At 58.4% G+C, this 15,684-nt stretch carries 13 protein-coding genes; 5 read left to right on the plus strand and 8 right to left on the minus strand.

Annotated features, from left to right (window positions below):
* Positions 1–31 precede the first annotated feature (31 nt).
* A complete protein-coding gene (locus ACP7A4_RS10410) occupies positions 32–3,103 on the minus strand; it encodes an efflux RND transporter permease subunit (protein ID WP_059764497.1) in 3,072 nt (1,023 codons plus the stop codon).
* Positions 3,104–3,108: 5 nt separating this feature from the next.
* Positions 3,109–4,209 (minus strand): efflux RND transporter periplasmic adaptor subunit, encoded by a 1,101-nt coding sequence (locus tag ACP7A4_RS10415; protein ID WP_426246683.1) that lies wholly within the window; start codon positions 4,207–4,209, stop codon positions 3,109–3,111.
* 90 nt (positions 4,210–4,299) lie between these two features.
* Here ACP7A4_RS10415 and ACP7A4_RS10420 point away from each other — a divergent pair, with 90 nt between their 5' ends.
* Positions 4,300–4,938, plus strand: a complete 639-nt coding sequence (locus ACP7A4_RS10420) for a TetR/AcrR family transcriptional regulator (RefSeq protein ID WP_426246685.1) — start codon at positions 4,300–4,302, stop codon at positions 4,936–4,938.
* Between the two features lie 9 nt (positions 4,939–4,947).
* On the opposite strand, the gene ACP7A4_RS10425 is transcribed toward ACP7A4_RS10420, so the two are convergent.
* Positions 4,948–5,730, minus strand: a complete 783-nt coding sequence (locus ACP7A4_RS10425; RefSeq protein WP_059764492.1) for a class I SAM-dependent methyltransferase — start codon at positions 5,728–5,730, stop codon at positions 4,948–4,950.
* A 93-nt stretch (positions 5,731–5,823) separates the two neighbouring features.
* On the opposite strand from ACP7A4_RS10425, the gene ACP7A4_RS10430 reads away from it, so the two are divergent.
* Positions 5,824–6,444, plus strand: a complete 621-nt coding sequence (locus ACP7A4_RS10430; RefSeq protein ID WP_203303235.1) for an energy transducer TonB — start codon at positions 5,824–5,826, stop codon at positions 6,442–6,444.
* Here the strand turns inward: ACP7A4_RS10430 and ACP7A4_RS10435 are convergent.
* From ACP7A4_RS10435 to ppc, 5 genes are all read right to left on the minus strand, one after another.
* On the minus strand, positions 6,441–7,310 hold the full coding sequence (locus ACP7A4_RS10435; protein ID WP_203303236.1) for a DUF72 domain-containing protein: 870 nt from the start codon (positions 7,308–7,310) through the stop codon (positions 6,441–6,443). The genes ACP7A4_RS10430 and ACP7A4_RS10435 overlap by 4 nt on opposite strands.
* A 3-nt stretch (positions 7,311–7,313) precedes the next feature.
* The gene (locus ACP7A4_RS10440; RefSeq protein ID WP_048363330.1) at positions 7,314–7,610 is read right to left on the minus strand and encodes a hypothetical protein; all 297 of its coding nucleotides are present in this window, start codon (positions 7,608–7,610) and stop codon (positions 7,314–7,316) included.
* 209 nt (positions 7,611–7,819) lie between these two features.
* Positions 7,820–8,506: a tRNA (adenosine(37)-N6)-threonylcarbamoyltransferase complex dimerization subunit type 1 TsaB gene (gene tsaB / locus ACP7A4_RS10445; protein WP_048400025.1), complete on the minus strand. Its 687-nt coding sequence runs from the start codon at positions 8,504–8,506 to the stop codon at positions 7,820–7,822.
* A gap of 92 nt (positions 8,507–8,598) precedes the next feature.
* Positions 8,599–9,246, minus strand: coding sequence for an adenylate kinase (adk, locus tag ACP7A4_RS10450; protein WP_059764485.1), 648 nt, complete (start codon positions 9,244–9,246; stop codon positions 8,599–8,601).
* Positions 9,247–9,533: 287 nt separating this feature from the next.
* Complete coding sequence (gene ppc / locus ACP7A4_RS10455; RefSeq protein ID WP_059764482.1) at positions 9,534–12,164, minus strand: phosphoenolpyruvate carboxylase; 2,631 nt, start codon at positions 12,162–12,164, stop codon at positions 9,534–9,536.
* A 416-nt stretch (positions 12,165–12,580) separates the two neighbouring features.
* On the opposite strand from ppc, the gene ACP7A4_RS10460 reads away from it, so the two are divergent.
* The 3 genes from ACP7A4_RS10460 (at position 12,581) to ACP7A4_RS10470 (ending at position 15,679) form a co-directional block, all read left to right on the plus strand.
* Positions 12,581–12,994, plus strand: a complete 414-nt coding sequence (locus ACP7A4_RS10460) for a DUF4398 domain-containing protein (RefSeq protein ID WP_048363326.1) — start codon at positions 12,581–12,583, stop codon at positions 12,992–12,994.
* 65 nt (positions 12,995–13,059) lie between these two features.
* Positions 13,060–13,839 (plus strand): OmpA family protein, encoded by a 780-nt coding sequence (locus ACP7A4_RS10465; RefSeq protein ID WP_059764480.1) that lies wholly within the window; start codon positions 13,060–13,062, stop codon positions 13,837–13,839.
* A gap of 448 nt (positions 13,840–14,287) precedes the next feature.
* Positions 14,288–15,679, plus strand: a complete 1,392-nt coding sequence (locus tag ACP7A4_RS10470) for a glycosyl hydrolase family 18 protein (protein WP_426246690.1) — start codon at positions 14,288–14,290, stop codon at positions 15,677–15,679.
* The last annotated feature ends 5 nt before the right edge of the window (positions 15,680–15,684 follow it).

A 15,684-nucleotide genomic window follows, 5' to 3' on the forward strand; every position in this document is an offset into this window, starting at 1 on the left:
CACCCACACAGCTCGCATCCTGCGCCAGCACCTACACACTCGGCTTCTTCACCTTGAACCACGCGGCATACAACGCGGGCAAAAACAGCAACGTGAGTGCGGTCGCGACAATCAGCCCGCCCATGATCGCCACTGCCATCGGCCCAAAAAACACGCTGCGTGACAGCGGAATCATTGCCAGCACCGCCGCCAGCGCGGTCAGCACAATCGGACGAAAACGGCGCACGGTCGCTTCGATGATTGCCTGCCAGGCATCCAGCCCCGCCGCTTTGTCCTGCTCGATCTGGTCCACCAAAATCACCGAGTTGCGCATGATCATCCCTGACAGCGCAATGGTGCCCAGCATGGCCACAAAACCAAACGGCTGGTTGAACACCAGCAAAAACAACGTCACGCCGATCAACCCCAACGGCGCGGTCAAAAACACCATCGCCACGCGCGAAAAGCTGCGCAGTTGCACCATCAGTAAGGTCAGCACCACCACGATAAACAGCGGCACTCCGGCCTTGACCGAATTCTGACCACGGGCAGAGTCTTCCACCGTGCCCCCGACTTCCAGCAAATAACCATCTGGCAGTTCGGCACGCACCCCTTCAAGCGTCGGCAAGATCTGCTGTACCAGCGAAGCGGGTTGCTCCTTGCCGTAAATATCAGCCCGCACGGTCACGTTGGGCAGACGGTTGCGGTGCCAGATAATCCCTTCTTCGAACCCGTATTCAAGCGTGGCGATCTGCGACAAGGCAACGCTCTGGCCGTTATCGGTCGGCACGGCCAGGCTCGGCAGCAACGTCAATTGCGTACGTTCTTGGGGCGTGCCGCGCAGCAGGATTTCGATCAATTCGTTGTCTTCGCGATATTGGCTGACCGTCGAACCCAGCAGCGTACTTTGCAAGAACCGCGACACGTTAGCGGTGCTCACGCCCAAGGCCCGTGCACGGTCCTGGTCAATATTGAGATACACCACTTTGCTCGGTTCTTCCCAATCCAGATGCACGTTCACCACATGAGGGTTTTCACGCACCTTGGCCGCGACTTTACGCGCCAGTGCCCGTACGTCCTCGATGTGCTCACCCGTGACCCGAAACTGCACCGGGTAGCCCACAGGCGGGCCGTTTTCCAGGCGCGTCACCCGCGAGCGTACCGTCGGGAATTGCTCGTTCAAGGTGTCGATCAGCCAGCTTCGCAGGCGCTCGCGGTCTTCAATACTGCTGGCCAGCACCACAAACTGCGCGAAGCTGGCCGCAGGCAATTGTTGGTCCAGCGGCAAGTAGTAACGCGGCGAACCGGTCCCGGCGTAGGCCACGTAGTTGACGATGCCGGGATGGTCTTTGAGCAAGGCTTCCAAGCGCTCAACCTGCTCCGTGGTATTGCTCAAAGACGCGCCTTCGGCCAGCTTCAAGTCCACCATCAGTTCCAGACGGCTCGATGCCGGAAAGAATTGCTGGGGCACGTACTTGAACAACACCACCGAACCGATAAACAACAGCACGGTCAGCGTAATCACGGTTTTGCGCCGCCGCACACACCACGCAACCAAACGCCGGATACGTTGATAAAACGGCGTGCCGTAAGGGTCCGTTGCGCCATCACCGGTGCCATGCCTGGCGGCATGGCGCTTGGCCAAATCCGGCAACAGCAAGGCGCCCAGATAAGGCACAAAGACCACCGCCGCAATCCACGATGCCAGCAGCGCAATGGTCACCACTTGAAAGATCGAGCGGGTGTATTCACCCGTACTCGACTGCGCCAGGGCGATGGGTAAAAAACCGGCGGCGGTTATCAGCGTGCCCGTGAGCATCGGGAAGGCAGTGCTGGTCCATGCAAAGCTCGCCGCCTTGAAGCGGTCGTAGCCTTGCTCCATTTTGATCGCCATCATTTCCACTGCGATGATGGCGTCATCGACCAACAACCCCAGGGCCAGCACCAACGCGCCCAGCGAGATCTTATGCAGGCCGATGCCGTAGTAATGCATGGCGGCAAACGTCATGGCCAGCACCAGCGGAATGGTCAACGCCACCACCATGCCAGTGCGCACGCCGAGCGAGAAGAAACTCACCAGCAACACAATCGCCAGGGCTTCGACCAACACCTGTACAAATTCGCCGACACTGGTTTTAACCGCTGCCGGCTGATCGGACACCTTGCTCAGGTGCATGCCGGCCGGCAGGTTTTTCTGGATACGGGAAAACTCGGTCTCCAGCGCCTTGCCCAAGGCCAGAATGTCACCACCGTCTTTCATGGCCACGGCCAGACCCAGGGCGTCCTGGCCCATAAAGCGCATACGCGGCGCAGGCGGATCATTGAAACCACGGCGTACATCCGCAACGTCTTCAATGCGCAAGGTGCGCTCACCGACACGAATCGGGAAGCGCTCGATCTCTTCGACAGTCTTGAAGTTGCCGCTGACACGCAGTTGCACACGCTCGGTCGGGGTCTCAAAGAAACCGGCGGTCGAGACCGCGTTTTGCTCCTCCAGGGCCTTTTGCACCGCCTCCAGCGGCAAACCCAGCGTAGCCAGTTTGAGGTTGGACAGTTCGATCCAGATTTTTTCGTCTTGCAGGCCCAGCAGCTCGACCTTGCCTACATCCTTGACCCGCTGCAGCTGGATCTGGATGCGATCGGCGTAGTCCTTGAGCACTGCGTAGTCGTAACCTTCGCCGCTCAGGCTGTAGATATTGCCAAATGTGGTGCCAAATTCGTCGTTGAAGAAAGGTCCCTGAATGGCGGGCGGCAAGGTGTGGCGGATATCGCTGATCTTTTTGCGAACCTGATACCACAGCGCCGGGACTTCATCGGAGTGCATGGAATCGCGCGCCATAAACGTCACTTGCGATTCACCGGGGCGCGAGAACGACACGATGCGTTCGTACTCGCCGGTTTCCATCAGTTTTTTCTCGATGCGCTCAGTGACCTGACGTGAGACCTCTTCAGCCGTGGCGCCGGGCCATAGCGTGCGGATCACCATGGCTTTGAACGTAAACGGTGGGTCTTCGCTTTGGCCCAATTTGGTGTAGGAAAGCCCACCGACGATGGCCAGCAACAGCATCAGGAACAGGACGATCTGGCGGTTGCGCAACGCCCATGCAGACAGGTTGAAACCCATGGCAATTACTCCTTCGCCATGACATTGATCGTTCGGTTGGAACGATCAATAGGCCGTACCTCCTGCCCTTGATGCAGCACATGCGCCCCGGCGGCGACGACCCAATCCACAGACGTGAGGCCTTCCAGCACCGGCACTGTTTTCTCGCCATACGGGCCAACACGCACAGGCACTTGCTCCAGCTTGTTGCCAAGGCCAACCCGCCACACATAGGCCGCGCCGTTTTCAGCACTCAGTGCCGACAGCGGCACCGACAACGAACTCACGCCCTCGTTTTGGATAAAGACTCGCGCACTTTGACCCAACTCGGCAGGCACTTTGCCAGCCGTGAAGGCGATACGGGCTGCAAAGGTTCGCGACTTGGGATCGGCCGATGGCGACAACTCACGAATCCGCCCGCTAAACCGCTGATCGGGCTGGGACCACAGCTCAACCGACACCGGCTGGCCAATCTTGAACCGCGCGAACGCCTGCTCGGGCACGCTGATCAACACTTCACGCTCACCGTCGGCAGCGAGCGTAAAAACGGTCTGACCTGCGGCCACGACCTGTCCGACTTCCACTTGGCGTTGGGCAATGACGCCATCTTGCGGCGCGCGTAATACGGCATAGCTGGCCTGGTTGCTGGCGACGTTTTGCTCGGCTTGCAACTGCTGCCATTTGGCCTCGCCTGCGCGATAAAGGTTTTCGGCGTTATCGAACTGGGAACGGCTGACCATCTGACGGTCGAGCAACGTTTTGTAACGATCACGTTCGGAGCGCACCAGGTTGAGGTTGGCCTGTGCAGCCGCCACTTGAGCGCGGGTCGCGTCCAGTTGCAGGCGAACGTCTTGCGGGTCCAGCTCAGCCAACGGCTGGTTGGCCTTGACCCGCTCACCTTCGTCGACCAACCGGCGCGTGACTTTGCCGCCGATGCGAAAGGCCAGCTGCGGGTCAAACCGTGCGCGTACTTCGCCTGGATAGCTTTGGGTCGCCAGCGCCGAAGGTTGGGGTTGCACCACAATCGCCGGGCTGATGCTGACCTGAGCAGGCTCTTCATGCCCGCACGCAGCTAACAAAAACACCAAACAGACAGGCACAGCGCGGGGCAAGGCATGACGCAACATGGAGACGACCTTTCGCTTATAGGGCTTGGAATATTTATACTGGGCGGCATGTTATTAATACTAAACTCACCAGTCCAGTAATAAACGGAAATGTCTGACCAACCTTTAGTCCCTAATGCCCCAGGCCGCCCCAAAGATCTGGCAAAACGCCAGTCGATCCTGGATGCCGCCAAAATTCTATTTCTGAGCAAGGGATTTGCCAGCACCAGCATGGACGCCGTTGCCAACTTGGCTGGCGTGTCAAAACTGACGGTCTACAGCCATTTCACCGACAAGGAGACCTTGTTCTCGGCCGCCGTAATGGCCAAGTGCACCGAGCAGTTGCCGGAGTTGTTTTTTGCTTTGCCCCACGGCGTGCCGATTGAAACGGTGCTGTTAAACATCGGGCGCGGGTTTCACACGCTGATCAACAGTGAGGAGTCGTTAAACCTGCACCGGTTGATGATCACCTTGGGCAGCCAGGACCCGAAGCTGTCGCAGATATTCTTCGAAGCCGGGCCGCACCATGTGGTACTGGAGATGGAGCGCCTGCTGGATCGCATTCACCAGCAAGGCACACTGCGGATCAACAACACCCACCATGCGGCCGAGCACTTTTTTTGCCTGCTCAAGGGCGCACCCAACTTTCGCCTGCTGCATGGCTGCGGCGAACCGTTGAGCGCGCAAGAAGCCGAGGCCCATGTGCGTGAGGTCGTGACATTGTTTATGCGCGCCTACAAGGCGGATTAACCCGGCGGCTCAGGGCTTGAGGGCTTTTTTGGGGTAGATGTCGTAGCGGCTCGATTTGCCGTCCAGTGCATGGCTTGGTTTGGGGCCTGCTATGCACGGGGCCTTGCGCGGGCGCTTGACCACGACGCGGTGGCTTGCCAGCGCCAACGCCGCTTCGAGCAATGCCGGCGCATCGTTGTCATCGCCTACCAAGGGGCGGAACAAGCGCATTTCTTTTTTTACCAGCGCCGTTTTTTCTCGGTGCGGGAACATCGGATCGAGGTAGATCACCTGCGGCGGCTCGCCTTCCCAGTGCCGCATCACCTCAATCGAATTGCCTTTGAGCAACTTCATGCGTGACACGATTGGCGCCACCTCATGGTCCTCCAGACCACGGGCCAGGCCGTCTTCCAGCAACGCACCGATCAACGGCTGACGTTCGATCAGGCTCATTTCACAGCCCAGGCTGGCCAGCACAAACGCGTCTTTGCCCAACCCTGCGGTGGCGTCCAGCACCCGTGGGCGCACGCCCTGCTGGATGCCCACAGCCTTGGCAATCATTTGCCCGGTGCCGCCGCCAAACAAACGCCGGTGCGCAGCGCCACCTTCTACAAAGTCGACACGCACCGGCCCCGGTGCATCGGCGCCCAACTGCTGCAATTGCAGACCGTGCGCACTGACTTGCAAGGCGAACTCGGCATCCGCCTCGTCCATCGGCAGGCCAAGGCGCTCGGCCCACTGCTCGGCCAAGGCTTGGTACGCCTCGTCCAGTGCCTGGACGTTGATTCGACAGCCTGCTGTTTGCTCACTCATTTAAAAACACGCTCAAAAATTTAATGATCGGCAAACGCTGCCGATAAATGAAATATCCGGCATTTTGCCAGAGCTGGGCGTCGACCGAGAGCTATGTCAGACATTCATTCCACATCGATAGGCTTTATCGCGCCAATTGGCGATTTTGGCCGTCACAATTCGCAGATCACGGGCAGTGTCAATCACCTGTGGAAGGACTTCTACGCCCAGGCATTAGTCGAGCAGTCCGGTACTGACGAATTCTCACCGCTCGACATCGAGCCGGTAGAGCGCGATGAAAACGTCGAACCGCGCGGCGGCAGTGATTTGCTGAGCAGCATCGTGACCCAGCGCCATTGCGACGTGATAGACACCGAGCTGCGCCCGCCCGAAGCGCTGTTTTTGCCCATTGCCGAGTTCGAACTGGACTTGTTGCCCCCCATTGCCAAGCCTTACCCGCCGGATGAGCTGTTCGCCCAACAGCACCAGCAAGATTTCGACAGCCATTGGGTGCGCCCGATCGTAATGGCCGCCGGTCACCCGCTGCCTGAACCAGGCCCAGCGCCTGAGCCGCGGTCTTTGCACCTGCCCATAGCAGAGTTCGAAATGGACTTGCTGGACAAACCTGCCGAGCCGTTCGATGCCATGACGTTGATTGAGCAGCAGCGCGCAATGGACTTTGATTTGGGCTGGGCACGCCCGCTGATCGTCAATAACCTGCGTCTGGCGGCTTAAAGCAGCCCCAGTTGTTCGCTCGTCTGCGGGGTGTGCAGCACGGGCAATGCCGGCATTCCCGGTAACCGTTCACTTAATTGCGCATGAAAACGCCGCGCCAACTCGGGTGCCAAGTGATTATCCGGGGTGTGTAAAAACACATACGGCGTGCGCCCTTCTTCGATCCAGCCCGCAACCTTTTCCACCCACGCCAGCAAATACGCATCGTTGGCTTCTAATTCCGGCCGACCGATAAAGCGCACCTGTGGAAACAAGGTAAAGGCCGCAGGACGCGGCGGCACTCGAGGTTTTTTTTCCTGGGCATGCAGCACTGCGGGTGCTGTGGAGGTGCAACTGAACAGTGCACGCGAGTCCAGACAGATGCGTTCGACACCGCGATCCCTCAGCACGCGATTCAACAGGCGCTCGGCATCGCCTTTGGCAAAGAAGGCCGGGTGGCGCACTTCAACGGCCAACGGGCGCTCCAGGGCGTCTATAAAGCTCACCAGCTCTGCAAGACGCTGAGGGCCGAAGCTCGCAGGCAGTTGCAGCCACAACGGCGCTACGCGCGCACCTAACGGGCGCAGCAACTGAAGAAAGCTCTCCACGGCTGGCCCTTGGCTACGCAAATCACCGCCGTGGCTGATTTCTCGCGCGAACTTGGCGGTGAAACGAAAATGTTGGGGCAGGCTCTGCGCCCAGCGCTCGACCGTGGCCAGAGCAGGCTTGGCGTGGAACGTGGTGTTGCCTTCGACCGCATTGAACACTTGCGCATACAGGCTCAGAAACTCGGTGGACCGCGCGTTTTGCGGGTACAAGCCTTCGCGCCAGGCGTTTTCACTCCAGGCGGGGCAACCGAGGTAATACGGGAGAGGATTTTGCGTCATGGCTCAAATGTACAGGTCTAGCCCCAGTACTTCAGCGTCCCAGTCGACGAAGCCTGCCGTGGTCAGGTAACTGGTCAGGGCACTGGCGACTTTTTTGCTCATGACACGTTGGAAAATCATGTCTTGCTGACGGGCGGGCACTTGGCTGATGCGCTCACCGGAGGGAGGCGTACGTGCGGCTTGCGGGGCGTTTTCGAAGACGATTTCGCTGTCTTCCACCGACTCGTCAACCAGCGCCTGGCCTTTACGCGGCTTGCGCTTGATCGGGTAAGACTGTGAGGAAAAGCCGTCGATGCGCATAGCGATAAGCTCGGTTGCAATGATGGCAATTTAGCGGCACCGGCCGAACTAAGCAATTGCCCAAGTGAAGACTAGACTGCAAAAAAGCAAAAAGGTTTAAAGCCCTGCCCATAACTGTAGTCGCTGGCGCAGGCGGCGTCCGAGGGTGCTGGCATCGTGGCGTGAAGCTTTACCATGGCGACGCCGCCGCACGCAGGCTTCGTCAACTGCTACGGGGCCAGAACAGGGTGCTTGGGGGTGGCAACTTTGTCTCGCAGGTACACCGGCTGGGCTTCGTCGGCCACGATGGCTTCGCCGCGTGCCCAGGCAAATCGGGCCAGGGTCAGTAAGTCTTCAGCGTGCGGCAGCATGCCCGCGTCCATTGCGTACGGCTTAGGGCTCAAACGTTCGGCATAGCCCCAGCCAGTACCCGCCCCAAACCATTGGCCCGTGGCGTCGTCCGGCAGTTGCGCGGCTTCAGGCGCCAATACGGCTTCAGCCCCGACCAGGCGCATTTCACCGGCCACTTCGCGGTAGCAACCCCAATACACTTCGTCCATGCGCGCATCAATTGCAGCGGCCACCTGAGTCGCGCCGTGCTCGCGGTAGGCTCGCTGGGCCAGTACCGCGAGGTTGGAGACGGGCAATACCGGGCGCTCCAGCGCAAACGCCAACCCTTGCACCACGCCGATGGCGATGCGCACACCCGTGAACGCGCCCGGCCCGCGGCCAAATGCAATGGCCTCAACGTCCGACAGTTTGACTCCGGCCTCGGCCAGCAAGGTTTGAATCATGGGCAACAGCTTTTGCGCATGCAGGCGCGGGATGACCTCGTAGTGGCTTGTAACCTTGCCATCGTGCAGCAAGGCAACAGAGCAAGCTTCAGTCGCGGTATCCAGGGCCAGCAAGGTGCTCATCGGTGTTCCCGTCAGAATCAGAATTTAAAAAGTGCAGCAGTATAAACAACAACAGCCCGCAAGCGGGCTGTTGTATCAGGGCAAATCGACGATCAGTTCAGGGCAGCCAGCACCTTGGCGGTGATGTCCTGTACTGAGCCAACGCCTTCAACGTGGCTGTACTTTGGCTTGCCTTGAGCAGCGGCCAGCTTCTGGTAGAAATCCACCAACGGCTTGGTCTGCGAGTGGTAAACCGAAAGACGGTGACGCACGGTTTCTTCGGTGTCGTCTTTACGTTGCACCAGCGCTTCGCCGGTCACGTCGTCTTTGCCTTCTACCTTAGGCGGGTTGTAGACGATGTGGTAAACGCGGCCCGACGCTTCGTGCACGCGACGGCCAGCAATGCGCTGGACAATTTCTTCGTCTTCTACGGCGATTTCCAGTACGTGGTCCAGCTCGACACCGGCTTTGACCAGGGCTTCAGCTTGCGGAATGGTGCGCGGGAAGCCGTCGAACAGGAAACCGTTTTTGCAGTCGTCCTGGCTGATGCGTTCCTTGACCAGATTGATGATCAGGTCATCGGAAACCAGACCGCCGCTGTCCATGACGCTTTTAGCGATCAGGCCCAGCTCGGTGCCTGCCTTGACGGCGGCTCGCAACATGTCACCGGTGGAGATTTGCGGGATACCAAATTTTTCGGTGATGAACTTTGCCTGAGTACCTTTACCGGCCCCGGGAGCTCCCAGCAGAATGACGCGCATCGATGTGCTCCTAAAATTTTTTATTTAAATGACAACAGACTCGCCTCTTTGGGCCAATCTCAGAATCGGGTGATGGCCATCAAAATGGCCAAGGGCTGACCAAGATACACAGCAGGCCCGAGCCACACAAGACGGCAAAAGTAGGAATAATCAGAGGCTGACAGGCCCGTGCGACGGGGTGTCACAGCGCGCAGCCTTGCAATAAAGTGGTGTGCCCACGCAGCCAGTGCAGGTGTTGATGCACAGGCTGCGTCATGAGGGGCACGGTCACTGAGCCGGTTTTTCCGTTAACCGGTGTTACGCAAGCCGGCCGCAATTCCGGCCACAGTGACCAACAATGCTTGTTCCAGAGGGCTGTCTTGCGCCGCTTCCTGGCGCCGGGAACGGGCCAGCAATTCGGCCTGCAATAAATGAAGCGGATCAAGGTAGGTGTTGCGCAAACGTATGAATTCCAAGGTTTCAGGGCTGTGCGCCATGAGTTGCGTCTGCCCGGTCAAGCCCAGTACAACCGCACACGCCTGCGACAATAAGTCGCGCAAGTGCGCACCCAATGGCAGCAGTTCGGGCGTCACCAGGCGCTCGTCGTACAAACGCGCAATGTCGGCATCGGCTTTGGCCAGCACCATTTCCAGCATGTCGATGCGAGTGCGGAAAAACGGCCATTGTTCGCGCATCTGCCCTAACACTTCGCCTTCTCCACGCTCCAGCGCGTTGTTCAAGGCCGTTTCCCACCCCAACCATGCCGGCAGCATCAGACGCGTTTGGGTCCAGCCGAAGATCCACGGAATGGCTCGCAGGCTTTCGATGCCGCCCGCCCTGCGTTTGGCCGGGCGACTGCCCAGCGGCAAGCGCCCCAACTCTTGCTCCGGGGTGGATTGGCGGAAGTACTCCACAAATTGCGGGTTATCGCGCACCACGCTGCGGTACGCCTTGACGCCATCGGCGGCCAACTCGTCCATCAGCACGCGCCAGCCCGGTTCAGGCAAGGGCGGTGGCAGCAACGTGGCCTCCAGCACCGCCGCCAGATACAAGTTGAGGTTTTGCTCGGCGATCTGGGGCAGACCAAACTTGAAGCGGATCATTTCGCCTTGTTCGGTGGTGCGAAAACGCCCCGCCACCGACCCCGGCGGCTGAGACAAGATGGCCGCATGCGCCGGACCGCCGCCTCGACCCACGGTGCCACCACGGCCATGAAACAGCAGTAGTTCGACTTGCTGATCGCGGCAGATATTGACCAGTGTTTCCTGTGCCCGGTATTGCGCCCACGCGGCGGCGGTGGTGCCTGCATCTTTGGCGGAATCGGAGTATCCGATCATCACTTCTTGCGGCCCGTGCAGTCGCGCGCGATAACCGGGCAACAGCAGCAGGCGTTCAATGACCGGGCCTGCGTTGTCGAGGTCGGCCAGGGTTTCAAACAACGGCACCACGCGCATCGGTCGTTCCAGCCCCGCCTCTTTAAGCAGCAATTGCACCGCCAGTACATCGGAGGCGGCACCTGCCATCGAAATCACGTACGAACCCAATGAGGCTTGTGGCGCTGCGCCAACCTCACGGCATGTGGCGAGTACTTCTGCGGTGTCTGCGCCGGGTTTGAAATAACCCGGCAACAGCGGCCGACGGTTGGCCAGTTCGCGCATCAGGAAGGTCAAGCGCGTGTCTTCATCCCACTCTTCGTAGCGCCCCAGGCCCAGATAATCGGTAATTTCGGTCATCGCCGAGGCGTGACGCGCCGCGTCCTGACGCACATCGAGGCGTACCAGAAACAAGCCGAAGGTCACCGCGCGGCGTAGGAAATCAAGCAATGGGCCGTCCGCAATCACCCCCATGCCGCAAGCGTGCAGCGACTGATAACACAACTGCAACGGCGCCAGCAGGTCGCGGTTGTCATGCAATACGCCTTCAGGCGCAGGCTGGGTCACGCTCAGCGAGCTGTGCGCCCAATTGCGGGTAATGCGCAGGCGCTCACGCAATTGTTTAAGTACGCCACGATAAGGTTCGACGCTGTCCCCGGCTGCGGCCAACAACGCCGGTGTGCCTTGCTGCATCGACAAGTCAGCCGCCAGTTTATCGAGGTCGCGCAGGTACAGATCCGCCGCCATCCAGCGTGCCAACAACAACACTTCACGGGTGACGCTGGCGGTCACATTGGGGTTGCCATCGCGGTCACCGCCCATCCACGACGCAAAGCGAATCGGCGCGGCCTCCAGTGGCAAATGCAGCCCGGTGGCGGCGTACAGCGCCTCATCGGCCTTGCGCATCATGTTCGGCAAGGCATGCCACAGGGAATGCTCTATCACGGCAAAGCCCCACTTGGCTTCATCAATGGGCGTGGGGCGCGTGCGGCGGATTTCTTCGGTGTGCCACGCTTCGGCAATCAAGCGTTGCAGGCGTTGTTCGATGTGTGTTTTTTCGCTGAGCGTGAGATCGCGGTGGTCTTGTGCAGCCAACTGCGCGGCAATGGCGTCGTATTTTTGAATCAACGTGCGACGGGTCACTTCGGTCGGGTGCGCGGTCAGTACCAGCTCGATCTGCAGGCGCGCAACCTGTCGCGCCAAAGATTCAGCGCTATGCCCTTCAGCCAGCAAACGCGCCAGCAACGTGGGCAATACCAGCGATTCAAACGGCTCGGGCTGCCCCTCTTCACGGCGGTGGATGAGTTCGTACTGTTCGGCGATGTTGGCCAGGTTTAAAAACTGGTTAAACGCTCGCGCCACCGGCAGCACTTCGTCATCGTTCAAATCCCCCAGAATGGTGCTCAACTCCTCGCCAGTGGTGCCACGCCGGTCATCCTTGGCGCCTTGACGAATGCGTTCGATTTTGGCGAGAAACGCTTCGCCGTACTGGTCACGGATTGTATTACCCAACAGTTCACCCAGCAGGTGAACATCATCGCGCAAGCGTGCAGCAATATCGGTCATCAGCAATTTCTCCAGCAGTATCCGGGGACAGCTCGTGGCCCAAGAGTGCGTCGCAATCGTTGTGCATGGCAAGCCGCACGTGCGATTAAAAAAACCTGCACGCTGACGCGTTTCAGCAAGGACCGCACGCTGGCTTTTTAAGGTTACTGCCTGCCCGCAAACCCTTATAGAACCCGGCGCGCCCTCTAAATCAGGGCTTGGCAACGCTTTGATCGGGGCAAAATGGCGTGACTGATCGGTCACGAATAATTAGGCCATTAGCCATCTTTTTTTTTGAACTATTCAAAAATCGTTTCGGTCACACCCATTAACCATCACTGCCGGGGCAGGGATATCAACACTCCGGGTGACATCACAGGCAATCCTGTTTGACGCCACAGACGTGATGGAATTTGAAGTTTTTCAGGAGTTACCTAATGGAGTTGAAGACCATGATGACCCGCACTGTCAAAACCACCTCACCTCGCCTGCGCGGGCTAAAACTGGCTGCGTTGGCAATCGGTACCAGCTTCGTTTTGGCCGGTTGTGCTGGCAACCCGCCGTCCGAGCAATACGCAGTGACTCAATCGGCGGTCAACAACGCCGTGAGCGCTGGCGGTACTGAATACGCCCCGGTGGAAATGAAGTCGGCGCAAGACAAGCTCAAGCAAGCCGAGCTGGCCATGCACGACAAAAACTACAAGGACGCCAAGCGTCTGGCTGAACAAGCCGAGTGGGATGCTCGCGTAGCAGAACGCAAAGCCCAGGCCGCTAAAGCCGAGAAGGCCGTTCAGGATGCTCAGAAAGCCGTTCAGGAACTGCGTCAGGAAGGCATGCGCAGCGTTAAGTAAACGCCGCCCCTTTTTGCCTGTCTCTGCGACTTCGCATTCCTAATCGTTAGAAAGGACTAAATATTATGCGTAACACAGTACTGATCCCTGCCCTGTTGGCCCTCAGCGTTGGCTTGGCGGCGTGCTCGCACCAGCCAAACATCAACCTGGAAAACGCCAAGACCAACTTCTCGGCGCTGCAAACCAACCCGGAAGCCACCAAGGTCGCCGCCCTGGAAACCAAAGACGCCAGCGAGTGGCTGGACAAGGCGCAAAAGGCTTACCTGGACAAAGAAGACGAGTCCAAGGTTGACCAACTGGCGTACCTGACCAACCAGCGTGTTGAAGTGGCCAAGCAGACCATCGCGCTGCGCACCGCTGAAAACCAGCTGAAAAACTCCGCTGCCGCCCGTGCTCAAGCCCTGCTTGAAGCTCGTGACGCGCAAATCCGTCAGTTGCAGAGCCTCAATGCCAAGCAAACCGAGCGTGGCACCCTGGTCACCTTCGGTGATGTGCTGTTTGATTTCGATCGTGCAGACCTCAAATCCAACAGCCGTGACAGCATCACCACGCTGGCCAACTACCTGATCAAAAACCCGGATCGCAAAGTGATCGTTGAAGGGTATACCGACAGCAAAGGTTCGGCTTCCTACAACCAGGGCCTGTCTGAGCGCCGTGCCAACGCGGTTAAAAACGCACTGGTACATGCCGGTGTTGATCCATCACGCATCGTGGCTCAAGGCTATGGCAAGGAATACCCGGTGGCCAGCAATGCCACCAACTCCGGTCGTGCCCAGAACCGCCGCGTTGAAGTGACTATCTCCAACGACAACCAGCCCGTAGCGCCGCGTTCGTCGATGCAGTAAACGCGTCGTAAAAGCCGCGTAGTACACAACACCCCGGCATCGGACATCCGTCCTGATGCCGGGGTGTTTTTTTATCCGACACCTACGCTGAGCAATTCATGCGTACGCCGGGGCTAGCCTGGCTGGTTGCGCACTGTGAAGACGTCTTGACGCGCCTTTAGCGGTACGCAAGTCACTGCCCTGCAAACAGGGCCGCTTTGTATAAACACACTGCCCCCACGTTAAATATTCCAATTGAGCTTAATGAACTGTCAGTTCTGACAGTACCCACCGCCCGGTTCTGCCTCTATACATAACACTCTGATTATAAAAAGCAGACCTGCACGGGCCACGGCGAACTCACGTCCCCCCGGGCACTTGCGCACCCATCAATGCACACTCGTAGAGCTGGGAAACCCATATGGTTCAATCACGCAAAACACCTCGCCTTGCTTGCTCCACGTTAGACATGCCCGATATCAGTAACAAAAAAATAGTCATGGGCTTTTGGCATAACTGGGCAGAGGGGGAATGGAGCGGCAGCGGTTATCGACAGGGTTTCTTCAAGAATATGGAGCTCATTGATATACCCGAGCAGTACAACGTCGTGGCCGTGGCATTCATGAAGGTTTCACCCGGCAGTGCGGATCACATCCCCACCTTTACCCCCTATAACCAATCGGATGCAGAGTTTCGCCGGCAAGTGGATATGCTGAACGCTCAAGGCCGTTCAGTGCTGATATCCCTGGGCGGTGCCGATGCACACATTGAATTGTCGAGCGGCGATGAAAACGCCCTCGTGCAACGGATTATTGACCTGGTAGAAACGTATGGTTTCGACGGTCTGGATATCGACCTGGAACAAGCCGCCATTACGGCTGAGGACAATCAAACGGTTATTCCGGCGGCGCTAAAACGGGTCAAACAGTTTTACCGCGAGCAAGGCAAACATTTCATCATCAGCATGGCGCCCGAGTTTCCCTATCTACGCACCGGGGCAAGTTATGTGCCGTACATTACTTCACTGGAGGGCGAGTACGACTTCATTGCCCCGCAGTTTTATAATCAGGGCACTGATGGCGTATGGGTCGAAGGTTTCGGCAACCTGAAACAAAACGACAATGCCGTGAAGGAGGACTTTCTGTACTTCTTGACCCACAGCATCGTCACTGGCTCTCGCGGTTTTATTCACATCCCGCCTGAAAAATTTGTGATTGGCCTGCCCAGTAACAATGATGCCGCCGACAACGGCTATGTGGTTGACCCCCAAGCAGTGACACAGGCACTGCTGCGACTGGAACAGGCGCAGCTGGCGATTAAAGGCCTGATGACGTGGTCGATCAATTGGGACAACGGTCGCCCAAAATCGGGGGAGGCTTATAACTGGGAGTTTATTACGCGTTACGGGTATGTCTCGGGGGGTGAAACACCGCAGCCACAACAACCGTCCACACCGCGCAATTTCAACTCAACGGCTCAGACTGCCTCGTCCGTCACACTCAATTGGCAACCCTCCTCAGGCCCTCACCCGATCAAACACTATTGGCTGTACCGCGATGGCAAACCTTGCGGGCAAGTCGACGCCCTCACGTTTGTCGATAAGGGGCTAGGCCCTGACATCACTTACAGCTATCAAATACTCGCCAAAGACACCCAAGGCAACAGCTCCGATTTAAGCCCCGTTTTGACGGTGCGTACGCCGGGCAATGGCGAGACCGACCCGGCGTGGATAAACGCAACCTGGTATGCAGACAACGCGCGCGTGAGTTACCTGGGCCACGTGTACCGGTGTGCCATGCAGCACACCTCAACGCTGTTCTGGACGCCGGACAAAGCCACCTCTGTGTGGCAGCGCGTCTGATTTAA

Origin of the sequence: Pseudomonas sp. TWR3-1-1 (assembly GCF_049896545.1) — a bacterium.
Lineage (GTDB): Bacteria > Pseudomonadota > Gammaproteobacteria > Pseudomonadales > Pseudomonadaceae > Aquipseudomonas > Aquipseudomonas weihenstephanensis.

Bases quoted from the DNA above. Each gene is read 5' to 3' on its own strand.
- ACP7A4_RS10410 (WP_059764497.1), bottom strand. From the start codon at position 3,103: ATGGGTTTCAACCTGTCTGCATGGGCGTTGCGCAACCGCCAGATCGTC.
- ACP7A4_RS10415 (WP_426246683.1), bottom strand. From the start codon at position 4,209: ATGTTGCGTCATGCCTTGCCCCGCGCTGTGCCTGTCTGTTTGGTGTTT.
- ACP7A4_RS10420 (WP_426246685.1), top strand. From the start codon at position 4,300: ATGTCTGACCAACCTTTAGTCCCTAATGCCCCAGGCCGCCCCAAAGAT.
- ACP7A4_RS10425 (WP_059764492.1), bottom strand. From the start codon at position 5,730: ATGAGTGAGCAAACAGCAGGCTGTCGAATCAACGTCCAGGCACTGGAC.
- ACP7A4_RS10430 (WP_203303235.1), top strand. From the start codon at position 5,824: ATGTCAGACATTCATTCCACATCGATAGGCTTTATCGCGCCAATTGGC.
- ACP7A4_RS10435 (WP_203303236.1), bottom strand. From the start codon at position 7,310: ATGACGCAAAATCCTCTCCCGTATTACCTCGGTTGCCCCGCCTGGAGT.
- ACP7A4_RS10440 (WP_048363330.1), bottom strand. From the start codon at position 7,610: ATGCGCATCGACGGCTTTTCCTCACAGTCTTACCCGATCAAGCGCAAG.
- tsaB (WP_048400025.1), bottom strand. From the start codon at position 8,506: ATGAGCACCTTGCTGGCCCTGGATACCGCGACTGAAGCTTGCTCTGTT.
- adk (WP_059764485.1), bottom strand. From the start codon at position 9,246: ATGCGCGTCATTCTGCTGGGAGCTCCCGGGGCCGGTAAAGGTACTCAG.
- ppc (WP_059764482.1), bottom strand. From the start codon at position 12,164: ATGACCGATATTGCTGCACGCTTGCGCGATGATGTTCACCTGCTGGGT.
- ACP7A4_RS10460 (WP_048363326.1), top strand. From the start codon at position 12,581: ATGGAGTTGAAGACCATGATGACCCGCACTGTCAAAACCACCTCACCT.
- ACP7A4_RS10465 (WP_059764480.1), top strand. From the start codon at position 13,060: ATGCGTAACACAGTACTGATCCCTGCCCTGTTGGCCCTCAGCGTTGGC.
- ACP7A4_RS10470 (WP_426246690.1), top strand. From the start codon at position 14,288: ATGCCCGATATCAGTAACAAAAAAATAGTCATGGGCTTTTGGCATAAC.